The organism is Flavobacterium arsenatis, from assembly GCF_031456785.1.
In the GTDB taxonomy this organism is placed as follows: Bacteria; Bacteroidota; Bacteroidia; order Flavobacteriales; family Flavobacteriaceae; genus Flavobacterium; species Flavobacterium arsenatis.
In genome coordinates, this window is sequence record NZ_JAVDVI010000006.1 from 1 (window position 1) to 20,997 (window position 20,997).

The 20,997-nt window shown below is 34.1% G+C and carries 17 protein-coding genes and 2 rRNA genes; 12 read left to right on the top strand and 7 right to left on the bottom strand.

Going from position 1 to position 20,997, the window contains the following annotated elements:
- From J2X31_RS07785 to J2X31_RS07810, 6 genes are all read left to right on the top strand, one after another.
- Positions 1 to 575: ribosomal RNA gene (locus J2X31_RS07785) — 23S ribosomal RNA — on the top strand; the annotation flags it as partial.
- A 111-nt stretch (positions 576 to 686) separates the two neighbouring features.
- A 5S ribosomal RNA gene (gene rrf, locus J2X31_RS07790) occupies positions 687 to 796 on the top strand.
- 99 nt (positions 797 to 895) lie between these two features.
- Complete coding sequence (locus J2X31_RS07795) at positions 896 to 1,648, top strand: LytR/AlgR family response regulator transcription factor (protein WP_310025787.1); 753 nt, start codon at positions 896 to 898, stop codon at positions 1,646 to 1,648.
- Positions 1,632 to 4,574, top strand: a complete 2,943-nt coding sequence (locus J2X31_RS07800; RefSeq protein ID WP_310025788.1) for a sensor histidine kinase — start codon at positions 1,632 to 1,634, stop codon at positions 4,572 to 4,574. The genes J2X31_RS07795 and J2X31_RS07800 overlap by 17 nt, the downstream gene beginning before the upstream one ends.
- Positions 4,575 to 4,713: 139 nt before the next feature.
- A complete protein-coding gene (locus tag J2X31_RS07805) occupies positions 4,714 to 4,953 on the top strand; it encodes a hypothetical protein (RefSeq protein WP_310025790.1) in 240 nt (79 codons plus the stop codon).
- A 45-nt stretch (positions 4,954 to 4,998) separates the two neighbouring features.
- Positions 4,999 to 5,655 carry a hypothetical protein gene (locus tag J2X31_RS07810; protein WP_310025791.1) on the top strand — a complete coding sequence of 219 codons (657 nt, stop codon included), beginning with the start codon at positions 4,999 to 5,001 and terminating at the stop codon, positions 5,653 to 5,655.
- Positions 5,656 to 5,698: 43 nt separating this feature from the next.
- On the opposite strand, the gene J2X31_RS07815 is transcribed toward J2X31_RS07810, so the two are convergent.
- Positions 5,699 to 6,142 carry a DUF4268 domain-containing protein gene (locus tag J2X31_RS07815; protein ID WP_310025792.1) on the bottom strand — a complete coding sequence of 148 codons (444 nt, stop codon included), beginning with the start codon at positions 6,140 to 6,142 and terminating at the stop codon, positions 5,699 to 5,701.
- A 98-nt stretch (positions 6,143 to 6,240) separates the two neighbouring features.
- Between J2X31_RS07815 and J2X31_RS07820 the strand changes: the two genes are divergently transcribed.
- Positions 6,241 to 6,879 carry an NUDIX hydrolase gene (locus J2X31_RS07820; protein WP_310025793.1) on the top strand — a complete coding sequence of 213 codons (639 nt, stop codon included), beginning with the start codon at positions 6,241 to 6,243 and terminating at the stop codon, positions 6,877 to 6,879.
- Between the two features lie 44 nt (positions 6,880 to 6,923).
- On the top strand, positions 6,924 to 7,727 hold the full coding sequence (locus tag J2X31_RS07825) for a lysophospholipid acyltransferase family protein (RefSeq protein WP_310025796.1): 804 nt from the start codon (positions 6,924 to 6,926) through the stop codon (positions 7,725 to 7,727).
- A 30-nt stretch (positions 7,728 to 7,757) separates the two neighbouring features.
- Here the strand turns inward: J2X31_RS07825 and J2X31_RS07830 are convergent, their stop codons facing one another.
- A complete protein-coding gene (locus J2X31_RS07830; protein WP_310025797.1) occupies positions 7,758 to 8,399 on the bottom strand; it encodes a DUF8845 family protein in 642 nt (213 codons plus the stop codon).
- 15 nt (positions 8,400 to 8,414) lie between these two features.
- Positions 8,415 to 8,909 (bottom strand): RNA polymerase sigma factor, encoded by a 495-nt coding sequence (locus J2X31_RS07835; protein WP_310025798.1) that lies wholly within the window; start codon positions 8,907 to 8,909, stop codon positions 8,415 to 8,417.
- Positions 8,910 to 9,262: 353 nt separating this feature from the next.
- Between J2X31_RS07835 and J2X31_RS07840 the strand changes: the two genes are divergently transcribed.
- Positions 9,263 to 12,022 carry a carboxypeptidase-like regulatory domain-containing protein gene (locus J2X31_RS07840; RefSeq protein ID WP_310025799.1) on the top strand — a complete coding sequence of 920 codons (2,760 nt, stop codon included), beginning with the start codon at positions 9,263 to 9,265 and terminating at the stop codon, positions 12,020 to 12,022.
- Positions 12,023 to 12,026: 4 nt separating this feature from the next.
- Complete coding sequence (locus J2X31_RS07845) at positions 12,027 to 16,553, top strand: MG2 domain-containing protein (RefSeq protein ID WP_310025800.1); 4,527 nt, start codon at positions 12,027 to 12,029, stop codon at positions 16,551 to 16,553.
- 172 nt (positions 16,554 to 16,725) lie between these two features.
- Here the strand turns inward: J2X31_RS07845 and J2X31_RS07850 are convergent, their stop codons facing one another.
- Positions 16,726 to 17,790: a DUF3810 domain-containing protein gene (locus J2X31_RS07850; protein WP_310025802.1), complete on the bottom strand. Its 1,065-nt coding sequence runs from the start codon at positions 17,788 to 17,790 to the stop codon at positions 16,726 to 16,728.
- A gap of 173 nt (positions 17,791 to 17,963) precedes the next feature.
- On the opposite strand from J2X31_RS07850, the gene J2X31_RS07855 reads away from it, so the two are divergent.
- A complete protein-coding gene (locus J2X31_RS07855) occupies positions 17,964 to 18,221 on the top strand; it encodes a (2Fe-2S) ferredoxin domain-containing protein (RefSeq protein WP_310025803.1) in 258 nt (85 codons plus the stop codon).
- A gap of 3 nt (positions 18,222 to 18,224) precedes the next feature.
- Here the strand turns inward: J2X31_RS07855 and J2X31_RS18230 are convergent, their stop codons facing one another.
- Together J2X31_RS18230 and J2X31_RS07860 are read right to left on the bottom strand one after the other, a co-directional pair.
- Positions 18,225 to 18,368: a PIN domain-containing protein gene (locus J2X31_RS18230; protein ID WP_374725219.1), complete on the bottom strand. Its 144-nt coding sequence runs from the start codon at positions 18,366 to 18,368 to the stop codon at positions 18,225 to 18,227.
- The gene (locus J2X31_RS07860; RefSeq protein WP_310025805.1) at positions 18,359 to 18,589 is read right to left on the bottom strand and encodes a PIN domain-containing protein; all 231 of its coding nucleotides are present in this window, start codon (positions 18,587 to 18,589) and stop codon (positions 18,359 to 18,361) included. Before J2X31_RS07860 ends, J2X31_RS18230 begins: the two co-directional genes overlap by 10 nt.
- Before the next feature lie 315 nt (positions 18,590 to 18,904).
- On the opposite strand from J2X31_RS07860, the gene J2X31_RS07865 reads away from it, so the two are divergent.
- The gene (locus tag J2X31_RS07865) at positions 18,905 to 20,365 is read left to right on the top strand and encodes an aminoacyl-histidine dipeptidase (protein WP_310025807.1); all 1,461 of its coding nucleotides are present in this window, start codon (positions 18,905 to 18,907) and stop codon (positions 20,363 to 20,365) included.
- Positions 20,366 to 20,433: 68 nt separating this feature from the next.
- On the opposite strand, the gene J2X31_RS07870 is transcribed toward J2X31_RS07865, so the two are convergent.
- On the bottom strand, positions 20,434 to 20,937 hold the full coding sequence (locus J2X31_RS07870; RefSeq protein WP_310025808.1) for a DUF6265 family protein: 504 nt from the start codon (positions 20,935 to 20,937) through the stop codon (positions 20,434 to 20,436).
- Positions 20,938 to 20,997 lie beyond the last annotated feature (60 nt).

A 20,997-nucleotide genomic window follows, 5' to 3' on the forward strand; every position in this document is an offset into this window, starting at 1 on the left:
ACCGTGCGTAGAGTGCAATGGCATAAGGGAGCTTGACTGAGAGACATACAGGTCGATCAGGTACGAAAGTAGAGCATAGTGATCCGGTGGTTCCGCATGGAAGGGCCATCGCTCAAAGGATAAAAGGTACGCCGGGGATAACAGGCTGATCTCCCCCAAGAGCTCATATCGACGGGGGGGTTTGGCACCTCGATGTCGGCTCGTCACATCCTGGGGCTGGAGAAGGTCCCAAGGGTTGGGCTGTTCGCCCATTAAAGTGGCACGCGAGCTGGGTTCAGAACGTCGTGAGACAGTTCGGTCTCTATCTACTGTGGGCGCAAGAAATTTGAGTGGATCTGATTCTAGTACGAGAGGACCGAATTGGACCAACCTCTGGTGTATCTGTTGTTCCGCCAGGAGCACCGCAGAGTAGCTACGTTGGGAAGGGATAAGCGCTGAAAGCATATAAGCGCGAAACCCACCACAAGATGAGATTTCTTTTAAGGGTCGTGGAAGATGACCACGTCGATAGGCTACAGATGTAAAGGCAGTAATGTCATAGTCGAGTAGTACTAATAACCCGTAAGCTTATGTACGCCCTTTTTCCCGGGAGCGAAAGCTCTCGGGGGAGAACTTTCTAAATATACTTTTTCCTTATCTCAGTGTGTTGATAATATAATGTGATCGAATCCGATCGCGTAACGACCTAAGGTGGTTATTGCGGCGGGGCTCACCTCTTCCCATCCCGAACAGAGAAGTTAAGCCCGCCTGCGCAGATGGTACTGCAGTATTGTGGGAGAGTATGTCGTCGCCTTTCTTTTGAGAACCCTTCATGGAAACATGAAGGGTTTTTTGTTTTGTAATTAGTACTTACTCAAATAGAAAAAGCGTATTTTAGACCTCTTAAATTTTTCAAATGAAAATAAAAGTACTAATTGTTGATGACGAATCTCACTCTAGAAGTTTTTTAAGAAAGCTACTTAATTCTTTGTTTGAAGATAAAATCATTGTAGTTGATGAATGTGATGGACTCAAAACGGCCATTCCTTCAATTGTAAAATATAGTCCTGATATTGTGTTTTTAGACATTCAAATGCCTGAAGAAATTGGTTTTGAACTTTTTAACTACTTTGAGAAAATTAATTTTGAAATTATCTTTACTACAGCACATATTGATTTTGCTATTGATGCAATTAGAGCAAGTGCATTTGATTATCTTTTGAAACCTATAAATATTAATGAGCTTGAAGAAGCCATTGCTCGATTTGAATTAAAAGTTGTTCAGGAAAAAGAAGTTGATCGGTATAGATTATTAATAGAAAATCTGAATACTAAATTCACTGAAAATCAAAAAATAGTGATATCAACTAAAAAAGGTTTTGAAGTTATTTCTTTAAACTCGTTGATTTATTGTGAGGCAGACCAATCATATTCCAAATTCATAACCCAAGATAAAACTATCGAATCCTCAAAATCTCTTAAAGACGCTAATGAAATTCTTGTAGAGCCTACTTTTCTTAAAGTGCATAAAAGTTTTATTGTAAATAAAAATTATGTGATTTCTTTTAGCTCAAGTGAATATGTTCTGAAAATGTCGTCAGGAAAATTAATTCCAGTTTCGGATAAGTTATTTACAAAAAAGCAACTGATAGATGCCTTCAAAAAATAAAGCACTTTTCTTTTTTTGGGCATTAATTTCTCCTTTAATAGTAGTCGCTCAATATTTTCCCTCTACAAATTATACTTCTTTAGACGGGTTATCTAATAATGCTGTTCGTGCTTTATTTTTAGATACTCATAATAATTTGTGGATAGGAACCGAAAACGGTGTATCTAAATTTGAAAATGGAACTTTTTTAAATTTATATGACACTGAAGGTCTTGCTCATAATAGCTGTTGGGACATCTGTCAGGATAAGAATGAAGCAATGTGGTTTGCAAGTTATGGCGGTGGTGTAACTAAATTTGATGGAAAAAATTTCAAAATCTTTACAACTAAAGAAGGGTTGCCCATCAATAAAACTAGAAAGGTATTTAGCTTTAAAGATAAAATTTATGTTGGAACAGAATATGGAATTTCCATTATCGACATTACTACAAATACTGTTTTTACTCCAAAAGAAGTTTTTCCTCATTTTGGTGTTTTTATCATTACGGACATAATTGAATATCAGAATCAAATTTATTTTTCAGCTTTAAATGAAGGTCTTTTTAAGATTGAGTATGTTGAGGGGATTCCCAAAATTGTTTTGGTAAGAGAGTATAAAAACACTTATAGTCTTGGTGTTTTTGATGATATCGTTTTTAGCAGTAATAAAGGGTTTCTTAATGTTTTAAATCTTAAAAAAAAAGAGCCTTTTTTTAAGGAAGATTTTGGAACTTCAGTTGTCTGGCAATTTGTACAGGATAAGCGAAAACAAATATTTGCTTCAGCTTGGGGTATTTTTGATACAAATGGAGGGTTATTTCAAATAAAAAATCAAGAAATGATTGATGTTTCAGATTATTTTGGAATAGATTCTAAAAGCCTTCTAAATTGTGTATATGACCAACATAATGATTTTCTCTATGTTGGTTCGAAAGATAAGGGGTTTTATCAGGTTCAACTTAATCAAACCATACATTATAAACGTTTTGAAGATAGGAACATCATTGATTTTGAAGATAATATCATTCTTCATCAGCAGGGTTTGAGTTTTAGTAATACTGAAATGATGCTTTCGCTGAAGGATTTTAAAGATTTTCAACAGGATTATATCATCAGAAATAAAAAAAGTCTCCCATCTTATTCCAAAGGTTTTTTCGAGCTCAATTATGACATTCCTTCAACGGGAATCCAATTTTATGGAATCGTAAAACATCAAAAATCCTATTGGATAAATAGCAATATTGGTATTTTTGAGATTAATTTTAAAGGTAAGATTGCAGGATACGTTCCCATTCATACTTACAGTTTTGGCTTTACAGCCGATGGGAAATTCTTCGAAACCAATCCGTATGGTGGGATTCATATCTATGATGATGTTTATAAACTCAAAATAAACTCATTTTCAAATGTTCCAACTGATATTGTTAGAACGTTGAATGCTAATAATAAAACCTATTTACTTTCTGTTTTTAAAGGTTTATTTTCTTACGAAAATAATGAATTCAAATCGTTCTTGAGTGAAAAAATTTGGAAGGAAGAAAAACTCAAGCATATCACAAAAAACTCAAAAGGAGATTTAATTATCAGTGCAGAATTTGGGGATGTTTTTATAGTTGATGATGCCAAAGAATTCAAAATCATAGAAAAAATATCAAAAGAGAGCATAATTGGAAACTCCATTTCTTTTTTAGAATCATATAAGGATTTTATATTTATCGGAACCGAAAAAGGAATAAATATCTATAAAAATGGACAATTAAGACTAATAGATAAGGAACAGGGTTTTGAGGATTATACTGTGACAGCATCAAAAATAATCAATCAAAAATTGTTTTTAGGAACTAACAAAGGCTATTATGAATTGGATTTGGAGAAGATTATTCAAGATCAAAAAACAGTTCATAAACTTCAAATAAGTGCTTTATCCATTAATAATATTCCGGTTTCTAAAGATGATTTTGAATGGTTTTCCTATGCTCCAAAAGAAATCATACAAGACTATCAACACAATTCTTTTTTAATAGATTTTGTAGCCAACGGTACTGCTTTTCCAAATAAATTGAAATACCGCTACAGATTGAAAAACAGCAACAGATGGAGTCCCTACAGTGAAAAACCGACTGTTTTCTTGCCTTATCTTCCTCACGGAAATTACAAACTAGAAATTGAAGTGTTGGATTTGAATGCAGGTAAAACAACAGTTTTTGAATTATTTAAAATTATAATCAAACCTCCTTTTTGGTTGTCGTGGTGGTTTATAACGCTTTCAGTTATCGCAATAATTGGACTTTCTGGTGTTCTAATTATTAGGATTAAACGAAAGGCAAAAGAAAAAGCAATCATTCAAAGAAGAATTGCCGAAACCAAACTTGAAGCGCTGTTGAGCCAGATGAATCCACATTTTACCTTCAACGCTATGAATGCCATTCAGCATTATATCATCAGTAATGATGCTATGAATTCCGTTCGTTTCATTGGAGAGTTTTCGAAATTGATGCGAAAAACGTTGGAAAATTCCTCGAAGCCAAACATCACACTCGAAGAAGAAATAGACTATTTGAAAACCTATATTGCAATCGAAAATATGCGTTTTGACAATCGTATTTCGGTTGAATTTGCCTTATCAGAGGAAGTCGATATGATGAGTTTGGTTCCAACAATGCTTTTACAACCTTTTGTAGAAAATGTTTTTGTGCACGCTTTTTCCCAAAATCATCCCCATCCAGAATTACTGATTTCTTTTAAAATGACTTCATCGTCTGTTTTGTGCTGTGCGATATCCGATAACGGAAAGGGTATTTCTGCTTCAACTTCCCTTCATCAATCAAAAGGTATTTTGTTGGCCAAAGAACGCCTTTCCTTGCTTGAGGCACCTCTTGAAGATGCCATCCAGATTGTTCCCAACATTCCATCTGGAACTAAAATAGTAGTACTTTTAAAAGTATAAAAGTCGAAAAAAGCCATCAATAAACTGGTTTTTAGGACAGAACTGCCTTTTTATCTACAAAAACACCCCTTTAATAGGATTAAATCTGTATCTCAATAATGTGTTTTATTTTTGATGGAAACATTTCAAACCCTAACAAATGGCCAACTACTACTGTGAATATTGTGGCATAAAAGACTCCAGCGTTTTCAGCCTAACGGCAAATTCCTGCCAACGACATCCTAATGGTTCTGGAAAACATAAATTGTATGAAGGTTCAGAAAAAACAAAATACACCTGCAAATTTTGTGGTCAAACCGCCGATTCTATTTTTAGCCTGACACTGAATACTTGTTTTAGGAATTCTGGAGGAAATAGGAAGCATTCACCGGCTTTGTAAATTTTATATTTAAATCTGTAATCAATAGTAAAAATAATAGAAAAAATGAATAATATACTTATAATTAGTTTAATAGCTGTATTTATAATTACATCTTTAATTTGGTACGCTTATGTTATCAAACTAAAAGGAAAATTAGAAAACTTAAACCAAAATATTGACCGTGAAGTTCTATTTAAAGTTGATGATACTTCCAAAAATTTACAAAAAACAGTAGTTGATTTAAAGGGTAATATTCCAACGATCAAACAGGAAAGTTATAATGAAGGATTTGAAAATGGTAAAAGAGAAAGTAAGGAACAATTATTAAAATTTGAAGAAGAAATCAAACATTTGCAAGAAGGGACAAACAAATTAAATGAAATTAATGCTAAAATTAAACACGAAAGCTATTTAGAAGGATATCAAAAAGGAAAGAGTGAATTTTCTGTAAAGGTATCTCCTTTTAGAGATGAAATCAGAACGGGTAATGATGGTCTTATCTTTAATGATATTTATCACGAAGTTCGGATTGGTTATCAATATCAATTACTAATTAATGGAGTTCCCGCATTAGAACCAGCTGTAGTAATTGAAGAATATCTGATTGAAGAAAAGAGAGAAGTTGATTTCGTAAAAATTGAAAGAGCAACCAAATTACTTGAATCCAAAATAAAATCTATTGTTGCTGATTCAAAAGGTGTTATGAAGTTTATAAAGTAATGGTAGTTTTATTTCGATTCACTACAAAATCCCAATTTTAACTTTAGGTATTCACCTCCAAATCCTCAATATATTCCCGATACTCATAAAAAAATCGCTCAAAAGCATCCATTTTTTCATAGAAGAAATCAAAAATTTGTGGCCACGTATTTTTGTTCATCACACTGATTCCGTCTTTTTCGACCCAGATTTTGCTGATTATTTTTCCCGTTTCCAAGTGGAAGTTCCGCTCGAAAATGGCTTCGGGAATAAATTCATCGAGAAGGATTTGCTTGAGCGATTCAATCTTTTCAAAATAGATTTTTCGCTTTTCTTCATCCCTTGGTTCGATGTCAATCATCACTTGGGCTTTCTTGTTATCTACATAAAATTTAAAAGAAAAATCCTTGATTTTGGTGTCATACAAAAGCCACTTTCGTGGATATTCTTCTGCAAATTGTATCCAAAATTCCCTCTTGATCATTTGTGCTTCGGCTTTACTGAACATCTTTTTTAATTTAATTTTAGTCCCGAAATTTCGGGATTTGATTTTGGAATCTCAAATTTCCGAACTATCTTTAGTTACTACAAAAATAGCCTTTGAATATGAATTTTGATGCCTTTCTGAAATATATTCCGCAAATACTTACAGAGAATCTCCCCGGTGATGATGCTCATCTCGAAATGATGCCATTGGAAAGAATAGCCATCTTTAAAGATTTAGACCTCGAAAAAATCAATCCCAGAGAAGCTTCGGTGATGATGTTGTTCTATCCTAAAAACGATGCCCCACATCTAGTTATGATTCTCCGAAATTCCTATAAAGGTGTGCATTCTTCCCAAATTGGATTTCCAGGCGGAAAGGTCGAAAAATTTGATGGTTCTCTTGCTGATACAGCTTTACGCGAAACATTCGAAGAAATTGGAGTCGATAGACAATTAATAACCATTGTCAGACCTTTTACAGCTTTATATATTCCGCCAAGCAATTTTAAAGTATATCCTTTTTTAGGTTATGCTACTCAAGAATTGGCTTTCATTCCAGACGATAGGGAAGTTTTTGGTATTATAGAAATGCCTTTGTCGGTATTAATGGATGATACTGCAAGAGTCAGCAAAACCTTGAGCACTAGTTATATGGAAGAAGTGGATGTTCCTGCTTTTAAATTTGAAGAACACTACGTTTGGGGAGCCACTTCCCAGATGCTAAACGAACTTAAAGAAGTATTAAAAAGAGTATTTTAAACCGTTAGTTTTTGTATGTTTGCGAACTTAATTGCTAAAGAAATATGGGATTGTTCAAACGAAATCCTTTTGGTCATATACTTTTTATAAAAAAATGGTTGATCCGAATTTTTGGAGCATTAACCCATAGGCGGTACCGTGGTTTCAACGAACTTCAAATCGAAGGTTCAGAAATTATAAAGGATTTACCGGGTGTTAACGTTCTTTTTATCTCCAACCACCAAACCTATTTTGCCGATGTAGTGGCGATGTTTCACGTTTTTAACGCAAGTTTGAGCGGAAGACAAGACCATATCAAAAACATTGGCTATCTCTGGCAACCAAAACTGAATATTTATTACGTTGCAGCAAAAGAAACAATGCGAGAAGGTTTGCTTCCAAGAATACTTTCCTATGTTGGTGCCATCACAGTTGAAAGAACTTGGCGTGCAAAAGGAAAAGATGTTCAAAGAGAAGTCAACCCAAATGATACAGAAAACATCCGAATAGCACTTGAAGACGGTTGGGTAATCACTTTTCCACAAGGAACTACCAAGTCTTTCAAGCCTGTTCGAAAAGGAACAGCACACATCATCAAAACCCATAAACCAATCGTGGTGCCAATTGTGATTGATGGTTTCCGCCGTTCATTTGACAAAAAAGGATTGCGATTAAAAAAGAAAGGAATTTTACAATCGTTTATCATAAAAGAACCACTTCAAATCGATTATGAAAACGATACCATCGAGCAAATCGTAGAAAAAGTAGAATATGCCATCGAGCAACATCCATCATTCTTAAAAGTTATTCCGGCAGAAGAAAGGCAAGTCCAGGAAGAGCTCAACAAAAAACGTCAATGGGAATACTAAAAATAAAAAAAGAGGCAAGCGCCTCTTTTTTTATAAATCTATTTTTTTCAATTCTTCATAATTCTTATACAGTCGCTTCAGCAAAATACCATAAATCAATCGGTAGAAAAGCCAAATAAAACCTATAAAAACAGCTATAAACACAAATATCATAAAGAAGTAAATACTATATATCAAAACTCCATTTCCTGCTTTTTCATAATCACTAATGAGCTCAATAATCTCTTTGTCACGTGTCAATTGGATATAGGTTATAATAATTGAGCTAATAATACCATAAACAATATTAAACCAAACATATTGATAGACTTTCTTTCTCGTGTTTATAATGTTCGAAATTAAAACTCTTGCACTATCAGTAGCCGAAATTTTCTTGTAATTCATAAAAAAGTGAAAGAAAAAATAGACAAGTCCAATATATCCAAAAATGTAAAGCGGAAGCATAATATTCTCCACATGATAACTTTCAAATTTCTGCATCACTTCCGAATCCTTCATGCAAAACGACAGAATGCTCCACAAAGCAAACTCCAGCAAACTGATGATAAAAATCCATTTCACGATAGAGGACGAACTCCTGTGAATCATTTTATAAATCTGTGTTTCCGAAACCTGCTCAAAAGAATTCTCGTTCTTTTTCCAGTCTTTCTTTAATAAATCTAAACCTTCCATATCTTTTTTTCTCCTTTACGGATTTAAAATTTTCTTTAATTTCCCCTTAATCCTGTTCATTTTTACCCTTGCATTCACTTCGCTGATTCCCAAAGTTTCCGAAATCTCTTCATAATCCTTATCTTCCAAATACATGAAAACCAGTGCTTTTTCAATGTCATTCAATTGATGCACAGCTTTATACATCAGCTTTATCTGCTCTTCCTCCTCATAATTATAATCTTCTTCCTTGATGAAATGTCGGGCCGTGTCAAATTCCGTAGTGTGAACCGTCCGAGTGCTCTTCCTGTACAAAGTAATCGCCGTGTTCAACGCCACCCTGTAAGCCCAAGTCGAAAATTTACTCTCGCCACGAAACTTCGGGAACGCCTTCCAGAGCTGGATCGTAATTTCCTGAAACAAATCCTTATGCTCGTCCTCGCCAGACGTATACAGCCTACAAATCTTGTGGATGATGTTCTGGTTCGCCTGCAATTGCTGGACAAAAGATTGTTCTAAATTCGCACTCATATTTACGTTAGTAGTCGCTATGTAGATTTTGTTACAGTTTTTTTTCAGGAGCACAAACTATTTTCGTTTTCAGAATCAGTAGTCCCGCTTTCCGTTCCAATCTTTTTGTCCCGAACCCCGGGACAAAAAGGATTTCCACTGCAATCTGGGCTAGGGAATAACTTTAGGCTTTTCGAGAAACTTTTTAAAACCATTAGAAATAAAAACAATACATCTTGATTAAAGGTTCAAAGATTCAAAAAAAATACTTTAAATTTCAAACCAGTACCAAATAAATTTAGCATCAGGAATATTTTTCATTTCTTTCCCAACCTTTTCCAAAAAAATATGCTCTATATATAAAAGCACCGAATATGAAACTACTATTACTCTTACTTTTTGCATCAACATTTGGATTCTCGCAAACCTTATATAAAAGCAATGTCAGCGAAAACGGAATGCCAATTCCAGGCGTTACAATTTGTGTAAAAAACACTTCCAGATGCACAACTTCAGATTTTGACGGAAATTATGCCATTAAAGTCAATAAAGGAGATGAACTAGTACTTTCCTATATCGGGATGACAACCAAAACCATCAAGATAACCAATTTGCCTCCTCAAGAAAATTATGAAAAAGTCGATCGTATTGTAGCTAATGATTATGCCGAAAAACTAAAGAAACCAATAGATTCAGTACAAATTTCAAAACCATCCGGAAATTTTGACTTAAATTCATTGTTTAATCTCGAAAACGAAATCTCTAAAATTACTAGAAAAGAGGGTTTCTATCATTTCAAAAACAAATACGAGCACCACAAATTGGCATTAGAATTTAATCAGGAATTTAGTTTTTCATCGCCAATTCGCTTGCCAAAATACCAAGATAAATTCGCTCAAGGCAGAAGCCAAGCCGGACAAATACTTTATCAATCGCCAGAAACAAATGAGATTTTTAGCTTTGGACCTAATGTAAGTTCACTTGAATATTCTGGGAATAACTCTGAATATTATCCTCAAGGTAATATTGTCAACCAATCTTTTGGAAATGGAAATCCGCTCCAACTTTATAATCCAAATGATTTTTTTCAAAATACAACAGATAACAAATCTTCCATAAATGCTGTAATTCAAAGTCCAAAAGGGAACTTTCTTAAAATGAATTTCCTCTATAAGACAGGAAATATCTCAATTCCAACCAGCAGGAATAATGAAATTGCAACGTTTGTAAAATATTTCAGAAACATATCTCAAAACAGTAAAATAGAAACCCTTTTGTCTTATAATGATTTTGAAAATAACCTTTCCAATTCAAATTTCGGAATAAATAAAATCGTTTTTGCAAATGCAGTAACTCCAATTCATTTTCATAATAATCTAGGTTCAACATTGGCAAACGGTTTCCAAAGAAGCTATTCTGCCTTTGAAAACAATCCTTATTATCTGATTGATAAAAATTTAGATCAAAACAAAAGCAAGACAATTTCTTTTAATTTCAACCATAGATACCAGAAAAACGTTAATTCAAATGTGGCAAATACAAGTTTTCAATCTTCAGAAATTACAAATACAAACGCACAAAACCCTTTTTTTGCTGGAATTGTTGCTCCAAATTATAACGAAAGAATAGAAAAATTCAAGAGCTTTTCTGTTTCAGATGTTTTCAGTCATAGATTCAATTATAAAGTAGCAATCGAATCCAAGATTGATTTCAGACTCCAGGAAAGACGATTGGAGAGAATTTTCTTCAACGGATTTGCATCGCCAAACGACTTTCCAAATACAAGTTCAATTCAAAATAAATTGGATGTTTCCCAGGAACGATTTGAGGTTTTTTATAATCTAAATGGTTCTTATGTCTTTGATAATGTGTTTTCCAATTATGAAGACCTCACTTTGAAATTAAGTTCGGATCTCAATTATTCTTCCACTGTCAAAGGAAGTTTGATGACAAACTTTTTCGCTTCGGCCGACATCAGAAGGCTTTTTATAGACGAAATTTCGTTTTCAATAAGCCAATCTTTTAATCAAGTTGAACCTTCTTTGCAAAACAACAACTTGAATTTTAATTCATTACAGTATCAAGTAAGTCAGTTTAAACAACTTCAGAATAATTTAGAACTATTAACACCAAAAGATGCAATTCCTACAAATGAAGCTACAACAAATTTAGGATTGATGTATAATTTTGATTATCGCTGGAATTTCAAGGCCAATTATTATTACAAAAATGTTGAAAACTTATATGCCCCAATTTTAACCGCAAACGAAGCTAATTGGTCGCCAGAAGTGAATTATAAGCAAAATGGATTTGAGTTCGAGATTGAAAGATTCTCTAATTTCGACAGTAATTTTGGCTATAATCTCAATTTGAATCTCACGACTTTTAGAAATGAAGTTACGAGCTTAAACAACAACCAAACCCAAATTGCATTTGCTGGTTTTTCGGATGTAAATAAAAATTATATCGTTGGTCAACCGCTCGGAGTTATTGTTGGAACAGGTTATTTGCGAGATGCAAACCATAATGTAATTATCGACGAACAGGGATTTCCAATAGAGGATTCCCAACCTAAAGTTTTAGGGAATCCAAATCCCGATTTTGTGGTTGGGTTTTTCAATTCATTTCGTTATAAAAAATTCACACTAAACCTTTCTTTCGATTGGAGCCAAGGTGGGGAAATTTGGAACGGAACACAACAAACTTTAAACTATTACGGAAAATCTGAAACAACAGGAAATCAGCGAAATATATCTAATTATATTTTTGAAGGCGTGACACAATCTGGAGTTTCAAACACGCAGGCAGTTTCCTTTTATGATGCAAATCTTCCAGTCGAACAAAATCGTTGGACACGTTATGGAATTGATGGAGTTGCAGAAGATGCCATTGAGGATGCCACTTATTTTAGATTGAATTCCATCAGTTTGTCCTATTCAAATGGAGTAGATTATTTGAAGGATAAATTGAATTTTACCATTTCGTTTTTTGTAAATAATGTTTTCATACTCTCAAAAAGTAAGTCGGTTTTCAGTAATAATTCGATGTTCAATTCTATAGAAACTAACGGATTAGAATATTTCAATGCACCGATGATGCGAAGCTTCGGGTCTTCTTTAACCATTAAATTTTAGCACGATGAAAAATATAAAAGTCCTATTGTTTCTGTTTGTAATTCAATTTGCATCAGCTCAAAATAAGGAAGCTAATTGGTCAGTAGTTTATCAAAAGTCAATCACAGAAAAAGTGTATTTGCAGTTGAATAATGTATTGTATGTTCCCGGGGAAACGGTTTTTTTTAAAGCTTATATTACAGAAAGCGACAATCGTCCAACGGGTTTGAGCGACTATATTTATGTAGATTTGTTCGACAGCGGAAACAAAAAAATCACGTCACAGACTTATTTCATTGAGAACGGAAGTGCCGTTGGTTCATATGCAATTCCTGAAAATGTAGCTTCAGGAATGTATAAGATCAGAGCCTACACGAGAATTCAAAACCAGACATCGGAAAATATTTTTGAGAAATCCTTTTTTGTACAGAAAGTGGTTGCTCCACGGATTTTGATGACGTTGGATTTCAAGAAAAAAGCCTATGGAAAAGGAGAAACTTGCGAGGCTGATTTCGAACTAAAAAATTTAGAAAGTACTCCGATAAAGCATTATACTTTTAAATATGATGTTTTCATAGCGGGAAAAAAAATAGATTCGCTTGAAGCAAAAACGGACGATTTAGGAAAAGCAGTTGTTCGTTTCAAGCTTTCAGATGATTTAAAATCCAATGATGGAATTGTGAATTTGATGGTTGATTATGATAATTTTCAAGAATCGGTAACACGATCCATTCCCATCAATTTGAATTTTGTGGATTTACAATTTTTGCCTGAAAGCGGAAATTTTGTTGCCAACGAATCTTCTTCCTTGTTTTTTATTGCAAAAAATGAATTTGGTTTTCCAATGGATGTTGCAGGATTTATCGAAGACGAAAACGGAAATAAAGTTGCTGATTTTAAAAGCGTTCACGACGGAATGGGGAATGTAATTTTAAAAACAGATGAGACTAAAAAGTATTTTGCCATTCTGACTTCGCCTTTTAAATCAGAAGAAAAGATTGCTTTGCCCTTGGCTCGAAAAAGTGCATTTGTCATAAACACACAAAAAAATACCGAAAATGTGTCGTTGAAGATTTTCGCTCCATTGGCTATTGAAGCAAAAGTTTTGGTCAGAAATAGTGCGAAAATCCATCAATCAGTTGATTTAAATTTAATGCAAGGTTGGAATTCTGTTACTATAAAAACAAAGGATTTCCCAGTTGGAATTCAATCGTTCTCTTTGCTGATAGAAAATAAAATTGTGGCAGAAAGACTCGTTTTCTTGAATTATCAAAACGGACTTAAAATTGATATCAAAACGGACAAGGAAACTTATCTGCCAAGAGAAAAAGTCAAAGTTTCCATCATTACAAAAGATAAGAACAATCTTCCAATTGCATCCAATCTATCTGTTTCTGTAGTCGATTCAAAACTGCTGACGTACATTGATGACAAACAAGATAATATTTTGTCGTGGTTATTTCTAGGAACCGAATTAAAAGGGAAAATCCACGAACCAAGGTTTTATTTTGATGAAAATAAAAAACTTGAAAGCAGAGAAGAAGCCATTGATTTGCTTTTAAATACACACGGTTGGAGAAAATACAATCATGAAAATCTGGAGAAATTACAAGCAGAAGTTAGGAATCTGGAGCCAGAAAAGAGCAATTCAATCGAAGGATTTGTTTTAGATCATAAACAAAGACCTGCTTCAAAAAAGGTTTTATTTTTTACAGATAAAGGAAAGGTTTTTGAAACAAGAAGTAATTCGAGCGGTTATTTCAAATTCAACAGAGTTCATTTTTCTGACTTGGCTTACTTGGTTGTTGAGGGTAAAAGCAAGCACAAATACACAATTAAAAATTCATTTTCAGATCAAGTTGAATTTGCAAGAATGAAAGATACACTTTCGAATACAAAGGCATTGGAAGTTACCTATAAGGATTTGCCTTTAAAAAAGGCTACAAATCAAATTTCTCAAACTAAAGCTAATTCTGTTTCTTTAGATTCTGAAGAGTCTGCATTAAATGAAGTTGTTGTTGTGGCTTATGGTGTTCAAAGAAAAACCAGTGTAACAGGTTCAGTTACTGTTGTTACAGCTTCACAAATTACAAATTCGTTAACGGGCAGAGTTGCAGGACTTCAAATAACAAATAGTTCAGGTCAAGTTGGAGCAAGTGACAAAGTTTTGATTCGTGGCTTTTCATCGCTTTACGGAAACAGATCGGGAGGTCAGCCGTTGATAGTTGTCGATGGAATTCCTTATGCCAACAATGAAAACTCGTCTATTTTGGGAAGCTTATCTGCAAATTCTATTGAGTCAATTACGATTTTAAAAGATGCTTCGGCAACCTCCATTTATGGTTCAAGTGGCGCTTATGGAGTTATTGTAGTGACAACCAAAAATAGAACATTGGACGGAGGAATTCTTCTTGGACAAAAATACAATTATACTTTTCAGAACATAAACCGTTCAGGCACAAAAGAGTTGAACGAAGCAGATGATTTCTATGCTCCAAAATATACCTCTACAATCGTGGAAGAAAAGACAGATTTTAGAACGTGCATCTACTGGAATTCGGTTGTTCAAACGAATAATAAGGGAGAAGCCAATTTTGAATTTTATAATTCTGATGACAATACTTCTTTCAAGATTTTGGCAGAAGGAACGTCCTACAAAGGCGATTTAGGAAAAGCAGAAGCGACTTTTGCTGTAAAAGAATTAATCCAAACAGATGCAAAAGTACCACTTTATGCTTCGGAAGAAGATGTAATTTCTATTCCGATTTGGTTGAAAAATAATTCTCAAAAGAGTATAAAACTAGAGTACAACGTTGATTTTGAAGGAAAACAAAATGGAGAAAAGGCATTTGTAGAATTAAATCCAGATGAATCAAAAACAGTATATATTTCCCTAGTTCCAAAAAAAGTAGGCAAAGATTTTCCATTAGAAATCTCGTTAATAGGGGAGAATTTCAAATCAAAAATAAAGAAAACAATAGCTGTTTATTCTAAAGGTTTTCCGATGAATATTGATATTTCAGGAACTAAATCACAATCACAGGATTTTACAATTTATGAACCTATGCCAAGTTCACTTGATGCCGGATTCAAGTTGTTTTACAATCCGTTATCGTCGATTTTTGATGGTTTGGAGAGTATGATGCGAGAACCTTCGGGCTGTTTTGAGCAGGTTTCTTCTTCCAATTATCCCAATATTATGGCGATGCAGTTGATGCAGTTTAAAAATACTTCGCCTGAATTTAAGGATAGAGCTTTGAAATTTTTGGAAAATGGCTATCAGAAACTAAAAAATTATGAATCAAAGGATGGCGGTTTTGAGTGGTATGGCGGTAATCCTGGACATGAAGCCTTGACAGCTTATGGCTTGTTGCAGTTTCATGAAATGAAGGAATTCATCAATGTAGATAAAAAATTAGTGGAAAGATCGATGGATTGGCTAAATTCAAGAAAAGACAATAAAGGAGGTTTCAAGCAGAATTCTGGTAAATATGGGTTTTCTGGAATCAAATATGAAGTGAACAATGCTTATATCGTTTATGTTTTGTCCGAAATTGGACGAAACGATATCGGCAAACAATATGAAACTGCCTTGCAGGAAGCCTTGAAAAGCAATGATCTGTATCGGATGGAATTGGTTGCTTTGGCTTCTTTCAACTTGAATAAAACGCAAAATTACAAACAGTTGATGCAACTCATTAAGGCTGAAATCAAGAAGCAGGGTATGCAAAATTTAAAGGCTGAACAATCTGTAATCAATAGTTATGGAAGATCGATGAATACAGAGATTGCCTCACTGTATGCCTTAGCTTTATTGAAAGAAAAGGAAATCACGAAAGAAGTTTCGGACGTTTTGGATTTTATTCAATCGAGTAAGAATTCATACGGCTTTGGTTCGACACAAGCTACGGCTTTGGCTTTGAAAGCCATTACAGAATTCACTAAAATTTCGATTAATAATACTTTTACGGCGAATGCAACACTGAAATTAAATAATCAGTCCGTTGATTTGATGCAAAAAGACAACAGCGGAAATGTGATTTTGAAAAACCTGAAGATCAATACCGGAAAAAATAATTTCGACATTAAAATTCCAAATGAAAGTTCGATTCCTTATTTGTTTTATGTGCAATATCAAACCTATAAGCCAAACAATTCAAAGGATTGTAAAGTAGTTTTAAAGACAAAATCGTTGAGCAATAAAGTGAAAATCAGTGAAACTGCAAGACTTGAAGTTGAAGTTCAAAACACAAATAAAAGTGAAGTTTCTAATCCAATTGCGAGAATCGGAATTCCTGGCGGTTTGACTCCGGAGCCTTGGCAACTAAAGGAACTTGTTGAAAAAAACAGTATTGATTATTATGAGATTTTTGGAAATGAACTGGTTTTTTATTTTAGAAAATTAGAGGGTAATGAAATCCGAAAAATCAATATCGATTTGAAGGCGATTGTTCCGGGAATGTATCAAGGCGTTGCTTCATCGGCCTATCTTTATTATGAAAATGAGCATAAAAACTGGAATCAGGGAATTCAAATTGAAGTTGTACCTTAAAATTTTAGGCAATTTTGGCTGAAAGATTAAAAGAAGCCTAAAGTTTTCTTTCTAACCCTGATGGTTGTAACTATCCTTTTATGGCGGGGTTCGCCATGAAAGATAGTTGCATCCAGCAGGAATATGGTTTCAAAAACGCCGATAGATCTGTTTCTAATTTTAAAAAAAAGCATCATAATTCTTTCTCCTTATAATAATTAACCATCAAATTCACAAACTTGCTATAGCTTTCAAGTCCATCTTCCTGCTTGTTCATCTTCAGGAAATTATCATAAAAAAACTTGAAGCCATCTTCAATAGGAGTATTATATTTCATCCAAAACGCATCACTTTCCTCATAATTTTTCAAGATTCCAGGGCGGATTTTTTGCTGCAATTCCTCCAAAACCTTTTCATCTCTAATTTTCCAATTCCTCAAGCAATATTTCAAGGCATAGCTGTAACCTGCATATTGAAAATACAAATCCTTGTTTTTTGTGGTCGAAAGAAACCCGATAAAATTAGCCTCACTTTCCGAAGCATACCCAATTTGGTGGGCCATTTCGTGGCAAACGGTGAAGGGAAAATTATACATTGGTAACTTGTCGTTTACCTGGGCTTCATTCGTAAATGGATTCAGATATCCGCCAAAACCCATATAGGTCAAAGGCAAACTAATGAGTGATTTCTTGATGCTTGGTTCCTCATAGTTGAAAAAAGTATATTCGTCAGCCAAATTTTTATAGCCATTCAAGGTCATCTTGAAAATAGCTTCTTGAGAATAAGGATTTGTGATTTTTACTGAATCATTGGTTTCTAATCTTGAATGGATTTCATTGGTTTTCACAATTAGTTTTTGTGTAAAAGTCATCAAATCAGCATTGCTGTATTCCTTCTCAATTTTCATTTTTTCAAAAAGAGGAATCCTGTGATAGTTTGTTGCCCAAAGGAAATGAAACAAAAAATAAAAGATAGAAATGCCACTGAAAACCATCAATACATTTGATTTCCACTCGGTTTTCCATGTTTTCCTATTTAGAAAAAACCATCTCAAAATCATAAAAATCACTACGAAATAAATAATATCTCCAAAAGAAAAAGGAATCCATCCGAACAAAGTTCTTGATGTTTTTGCGATAACAGGATACAAACCGTTACTGTAATAAGTTTCAATAAATTCAGGGAAAAACGATAAAACTTGAAGTACAATTATTTGAACAATCAGAAAAAGCGACAGTAAGATTTTTTTGTTTTTCATCAGGGTAATTTTGATTTCGTAAATATAGCAAACCGATTGCTTTTTAAATCCGTAACTATTGTTAATTACTTTTTTAAAAATTTAAGCCTTAATTTAGAATAGATAAAAATAAAATCACTAAACTTGCAGTGTCTAATCTCAATTGGACAAACGCATTTTCAACGACTTACACAATGGGAAAGAAAGACGCAAAGGAAAAAGTTATTTTATTCTGTGACGGAAAAAAATGTTGCCGTTACAATTCTGAAGTAAAAGAATGCTTCAAAGATTTGGTAAAAGAAGCCGGTTTGAAAGGAACCGTTCACATCGAAAAAATGAAATGCCAAGGAATGTGCAAACAAGCTCCTGTTATTTGCATCCACAAAGATGAATGTGTTGGAAAAGTGTCTAAAAAAGATGCTAAGAAACTTTTTGAAAAGCATATTGCTTAAAAATCAAAACTCAATCAAAATCAAGTCTAATTCTTCAATTTTTGAATAGCCTTTATCTGCAGTCACAAGAGGAATCTCATAAACTAACGAAGTTGATGCAATTATGGCATCGGGTAATTTTATAGTATATTTTCTTCTTAGCTCGATGGTTTTTCTTTAATTTTTGAGTTCCATTCAATATTAAAAATATCACTCAGCAAGAGTTTTAATTTTGTTTCTTCCGTTTTAGTAATTCCTTTAAATCCCAATAATTCAATTTCGCTTATAAACGATATGCCAAAATTATAATCTAAAAAAGGAGCTACAACAGGATTTCCTTCGTGAACATAAACCAAGAAATTCGTGTCGGCTATAAAATCAATCTTCATTTTCTCTTAATTCAGTTTGATATTTTAAACCGTCCAAATTTCTTTTCAGCTTCCCAAAGTGTTTGGATAGATTTCCTTTCTTGGATGTTTTTTTTAGTTTATCGGTTAAAAGCTTTGCGATATTTTTTGAGTTCGATTTATTGATAACTAAAGTCATAGTAGTTAATTTATACTAACAAATTTAATCAAAAAATGTTTAGGTCATCTTGATTTAATTCGGATTTAGCACATCACTTAAATTACTTTCCACTTTTTAAATACATCCAAAACTAACTTTGTAACTTTACGGCTTTAAACTTTATAACTATTTAAAGAATGAGCCAAGAAATTCGCAACCTCGAACCAAAACAACTTTGGAATAAATTTGCCGACCTGAATGCGGTTCCTCGTCCTTCAAAAAAAGAGGAAAGGGTAATCGCTTTTATGAAAGACTTCGGAAAAAAACTGGGTCTTGAAACCATTGAAGACGAAGTTGGTAACGTTATCATAAAAAAACCTGCCACTTCAGGATTGGAAAACCGCAAAACCATCGTGATGCAATCGCATTTGGATATGGTACACCAAAAAAATTCGGATACGGTTTTTGATTTCGACACCCAAGGAATCGAAATGTATGTAGATGGGGATTGGGTTCGTGCAAAAGGAACAACCCTTGGTGCCGATAACGGACTTGGAGTTGCTACAATAATGGCCATTCTGGAGTCTAAAGATATTCCGCATCCCGCTATCGAAGCTTTGTTTACAATTGATGAAGAAACTGGAATGACTGGTGCAATGGGGTTAAAAGGAGGTTTGCTTCAGGGCGAAATCCTTTTAAATTTAGATACAGAAGAAGACGATGAAATTGACATAGGTTGTGCTGGAGGAATTGATGTAACTGCGACAAGAGGTTACGAACAAGAAGATGTTCCGGATGATTCTGTGGCTTATACCATTACGGTAAAAGGCTTAAACGGCGGACATTCAGGAATGGACATCCATAAAGGTTTAGGGAATGCCAATAAAATCATGAACCGTTTGCTTTTTGACGGATTCGAAAACTTCGGATTGCAGATTGCAGAAATCAACGGTGGAAGTTTGCGTAATGCGATTCCTCGCGAAAGTGTTGCAACCGTAATTATCGCTGGAATGTATGATGAAGCGTATGTTTTTGACATGCAGGAAATCATTGGTGATATCAAAACGGAATTCAAAACAACCGAACCAAACTTGGTTATCGACATTCAAAAAGCCGATTTGCCTAAAAAAGTTATGGATTTAGGCGTTCAAGAAGGCCTTGTTCGTGCACTTTACACGGCTCATAATGGCGTTTACAGAATGAGTGCCGATATGGCTGATTTGGTGGAAACATCAAACAATATTGCTAGAGTAATCGTAAAAGATGGCGAAATTTCAATTGGATGTTTGACGCGTTCTTCTGTAGAAACTTCGAAATATGATTTAGCAAATGCCCTACGTTCGGCTTTCGAACTGTTTGGTTGCGAAGTCACTTTTTCGGGTTCCTATCCAGGTTGGACACCAAATGTAAATTCTCCTATTTTAGATGTTCTGACTGAAATCTACGAAAAACAAAACGGTTCAAAAGCCAATGTTGTAGCCTGTCACGCAGGTTTGGAGTGCGGAATATTAGGAACAAATTACCCAGATATGGATATGATTTCTTTCGGACCAACCATTCACGGAGCTCACTCTCCAGACGAAAGGGCTTCAATATCTTCTGCTCAGAAATACTGGAAGTTTGTATTGGAAATTTTGGAAAATATTCCGGTGAAATAGCATCAAGATTAGAGTATCAAGAATCAAGACTTACCTCGTTTAGAAATAGACGAGGTTTTTTTTAGGAATTACTCCACTTTCTTCATCCTGAAAAACTCATTCTTTTCTTTCCCATCTTTAATTCCTCTAATTTCGGCAACCAAACTGTCTTTCCCAACTTGATTGTAAATGATTTTATTAGGATAATCGTGTTTAGGATTTTCAAATATCAAAGAATTTGCTTCCGCAGAAGTCAACTCAAACGCAACAGGCTTTGCATCATTCTGATTCGGAACCGTAACAACACACGAAAGTTTTCCGTTTCGTTCTTCCAAGCTCACGCGTTCGGCAAAAACTGTATCATTTTTAATCACAAAATAGCTTTCGCCAAAAAAGGTAGAGTCGTTTTCCTTTTTCCAGATTTCAGATAAATTGCCTTCCGGCGAATTATTTTCCCATCTTCCTAAAAACCAATTGGCTTTTTCGAGTGCTGCAAATTGTTTTTCTGGTTGTGTTGGTTGTTCCACTGTAGTTTCCTTTTTGCAGGAGATAATGGCCACTAAAAGTACCGATAGATATAAGCTTTTTTTCATGATGATTGATTTAGCAGGAAAGGTAGTAAAATATTTTTTTCCATAAAAAAAAGGTATCCA

What these genes read in the sequence shown, in the direction of transcription:
- J2X31_RS07795 (WP_310025787.1), top strand. Translation starts at nt 896, where the DNA reads ATGAAAATAAAAGTACTAATTGTTGATGACGAATCTCACTCTAGAAGT.
- J2X31_RS07800 (WP_310025788.1), top strand. Translation starts at nt 1,632, where the DNA reads ATGCCTTCAAAAAATAAAGCACTTTTCTTTTTTTGGGCATTAATTTCT.
- J2X31_RS07805 (WP_310025790.1), top strand. Translation starts at nt 4,714, where the DNA reads ATGGCCAACTACTACTGTGAATATTGTGGCATAAAAGACTCCAGCGTT.
- J2X31_RS07810 (WP_310025791.1), top strand. Translation starts at nt 4,999, where the DNA reads ATGAATAATATACTTATAATTAGTTTAATAGCTGTATTTATAATTACA.
- J2X31_RS07815 (WP_310025792.1), bottom strand. Translation starts at nt 6,142, where the DNA reads ATGTTCAGTAAAGCCGAAGCACAAATGATCAAGAGGGAATTTTGGATA.
- J2X31_RS07820 (WP_310025793.1), top strand. Translation starts at nt 6,241, where the DNA reads ATGAATTTTGATGCCTTTCTGAAATATATTCCGCAAATACTTACAGAG.
- J2X31_RS07825 (WP_310025796.1), top strand. Translation starts at nt 6,924, where the DNA reads ATGGGATTGTTCAAACGAAATCCTTTTGGTCATATACTTTTTATAAAA.
- J2X31_RS07830 (WP_310025797.1), bottom strand. Translation starts at nt 8,399, where the DNA reads ATGGAAGGTTTAGATTTATTAAAGAAAGACTGGAAAAAGAACGAGAAT.
- J2X31_RS07835 (WP_310025798.1), bottom strand. Translation starts at nt 8,909, where the DNA reads ATGAGTGCGAATTTAGAACAATCTTTTGTCCAGCAATTGCAGGCGAAC.
- J2X31_RS07840 (WP_310025799.1), top strand. Translation starts at nt 9,263, where the DNA reads ATGAAACTACTATTACTCTTACTTTTTGCATCAACATTTGGATTCTCG.
- J2X31_RS07845 (WP_310025800.1), top strand. Translation starts at nt 12,027, where the DNA reads ATGAAAAATATAAAAGTCCTATTGTTTCTGTTTGTAATTCAATTTGCA.
- J2X31_RS07850 (WP_310025802.1), bottom strand. Translation starts at nt 17,790, where the DNA reads ATGAAAAACAAAAAAATCTTACTGTCGCTTTTTCTGATTGTTCAAATA.
- J2X31_RS07855 (WP_310025803.1), top strand. Translation starts at nt 17,964, where the DNA reads ATGGGAAAGAAAGACGCAAAGGAAAAAGTTATTTTATTCTGTGACGGA.
- J2X31_RS07860 (WP_310025805.1), bottom strand. Translation starts at nt 18,589, where the DNA reads ATGAAGATTGATTTTATAGCCGACACGAATTTCTTGGTTTATGTTCAC.
- J2X31_RS07865 (WP_310025807.1), top strand. Translation starts at nt 18,905, where the DNA reads ATGAGCCAAGAAATTCGCAACCTCGAACCAAAACAACTTTGGAATAAA.
- J2X31_RS07870 (WP_310025808.1), bottom strand. Translation starts at nt 20,937, where the DNA reads ATGAAAAAAAGCTTATATCTATCGGTACTTTTAGTGGCCATTATCTCC.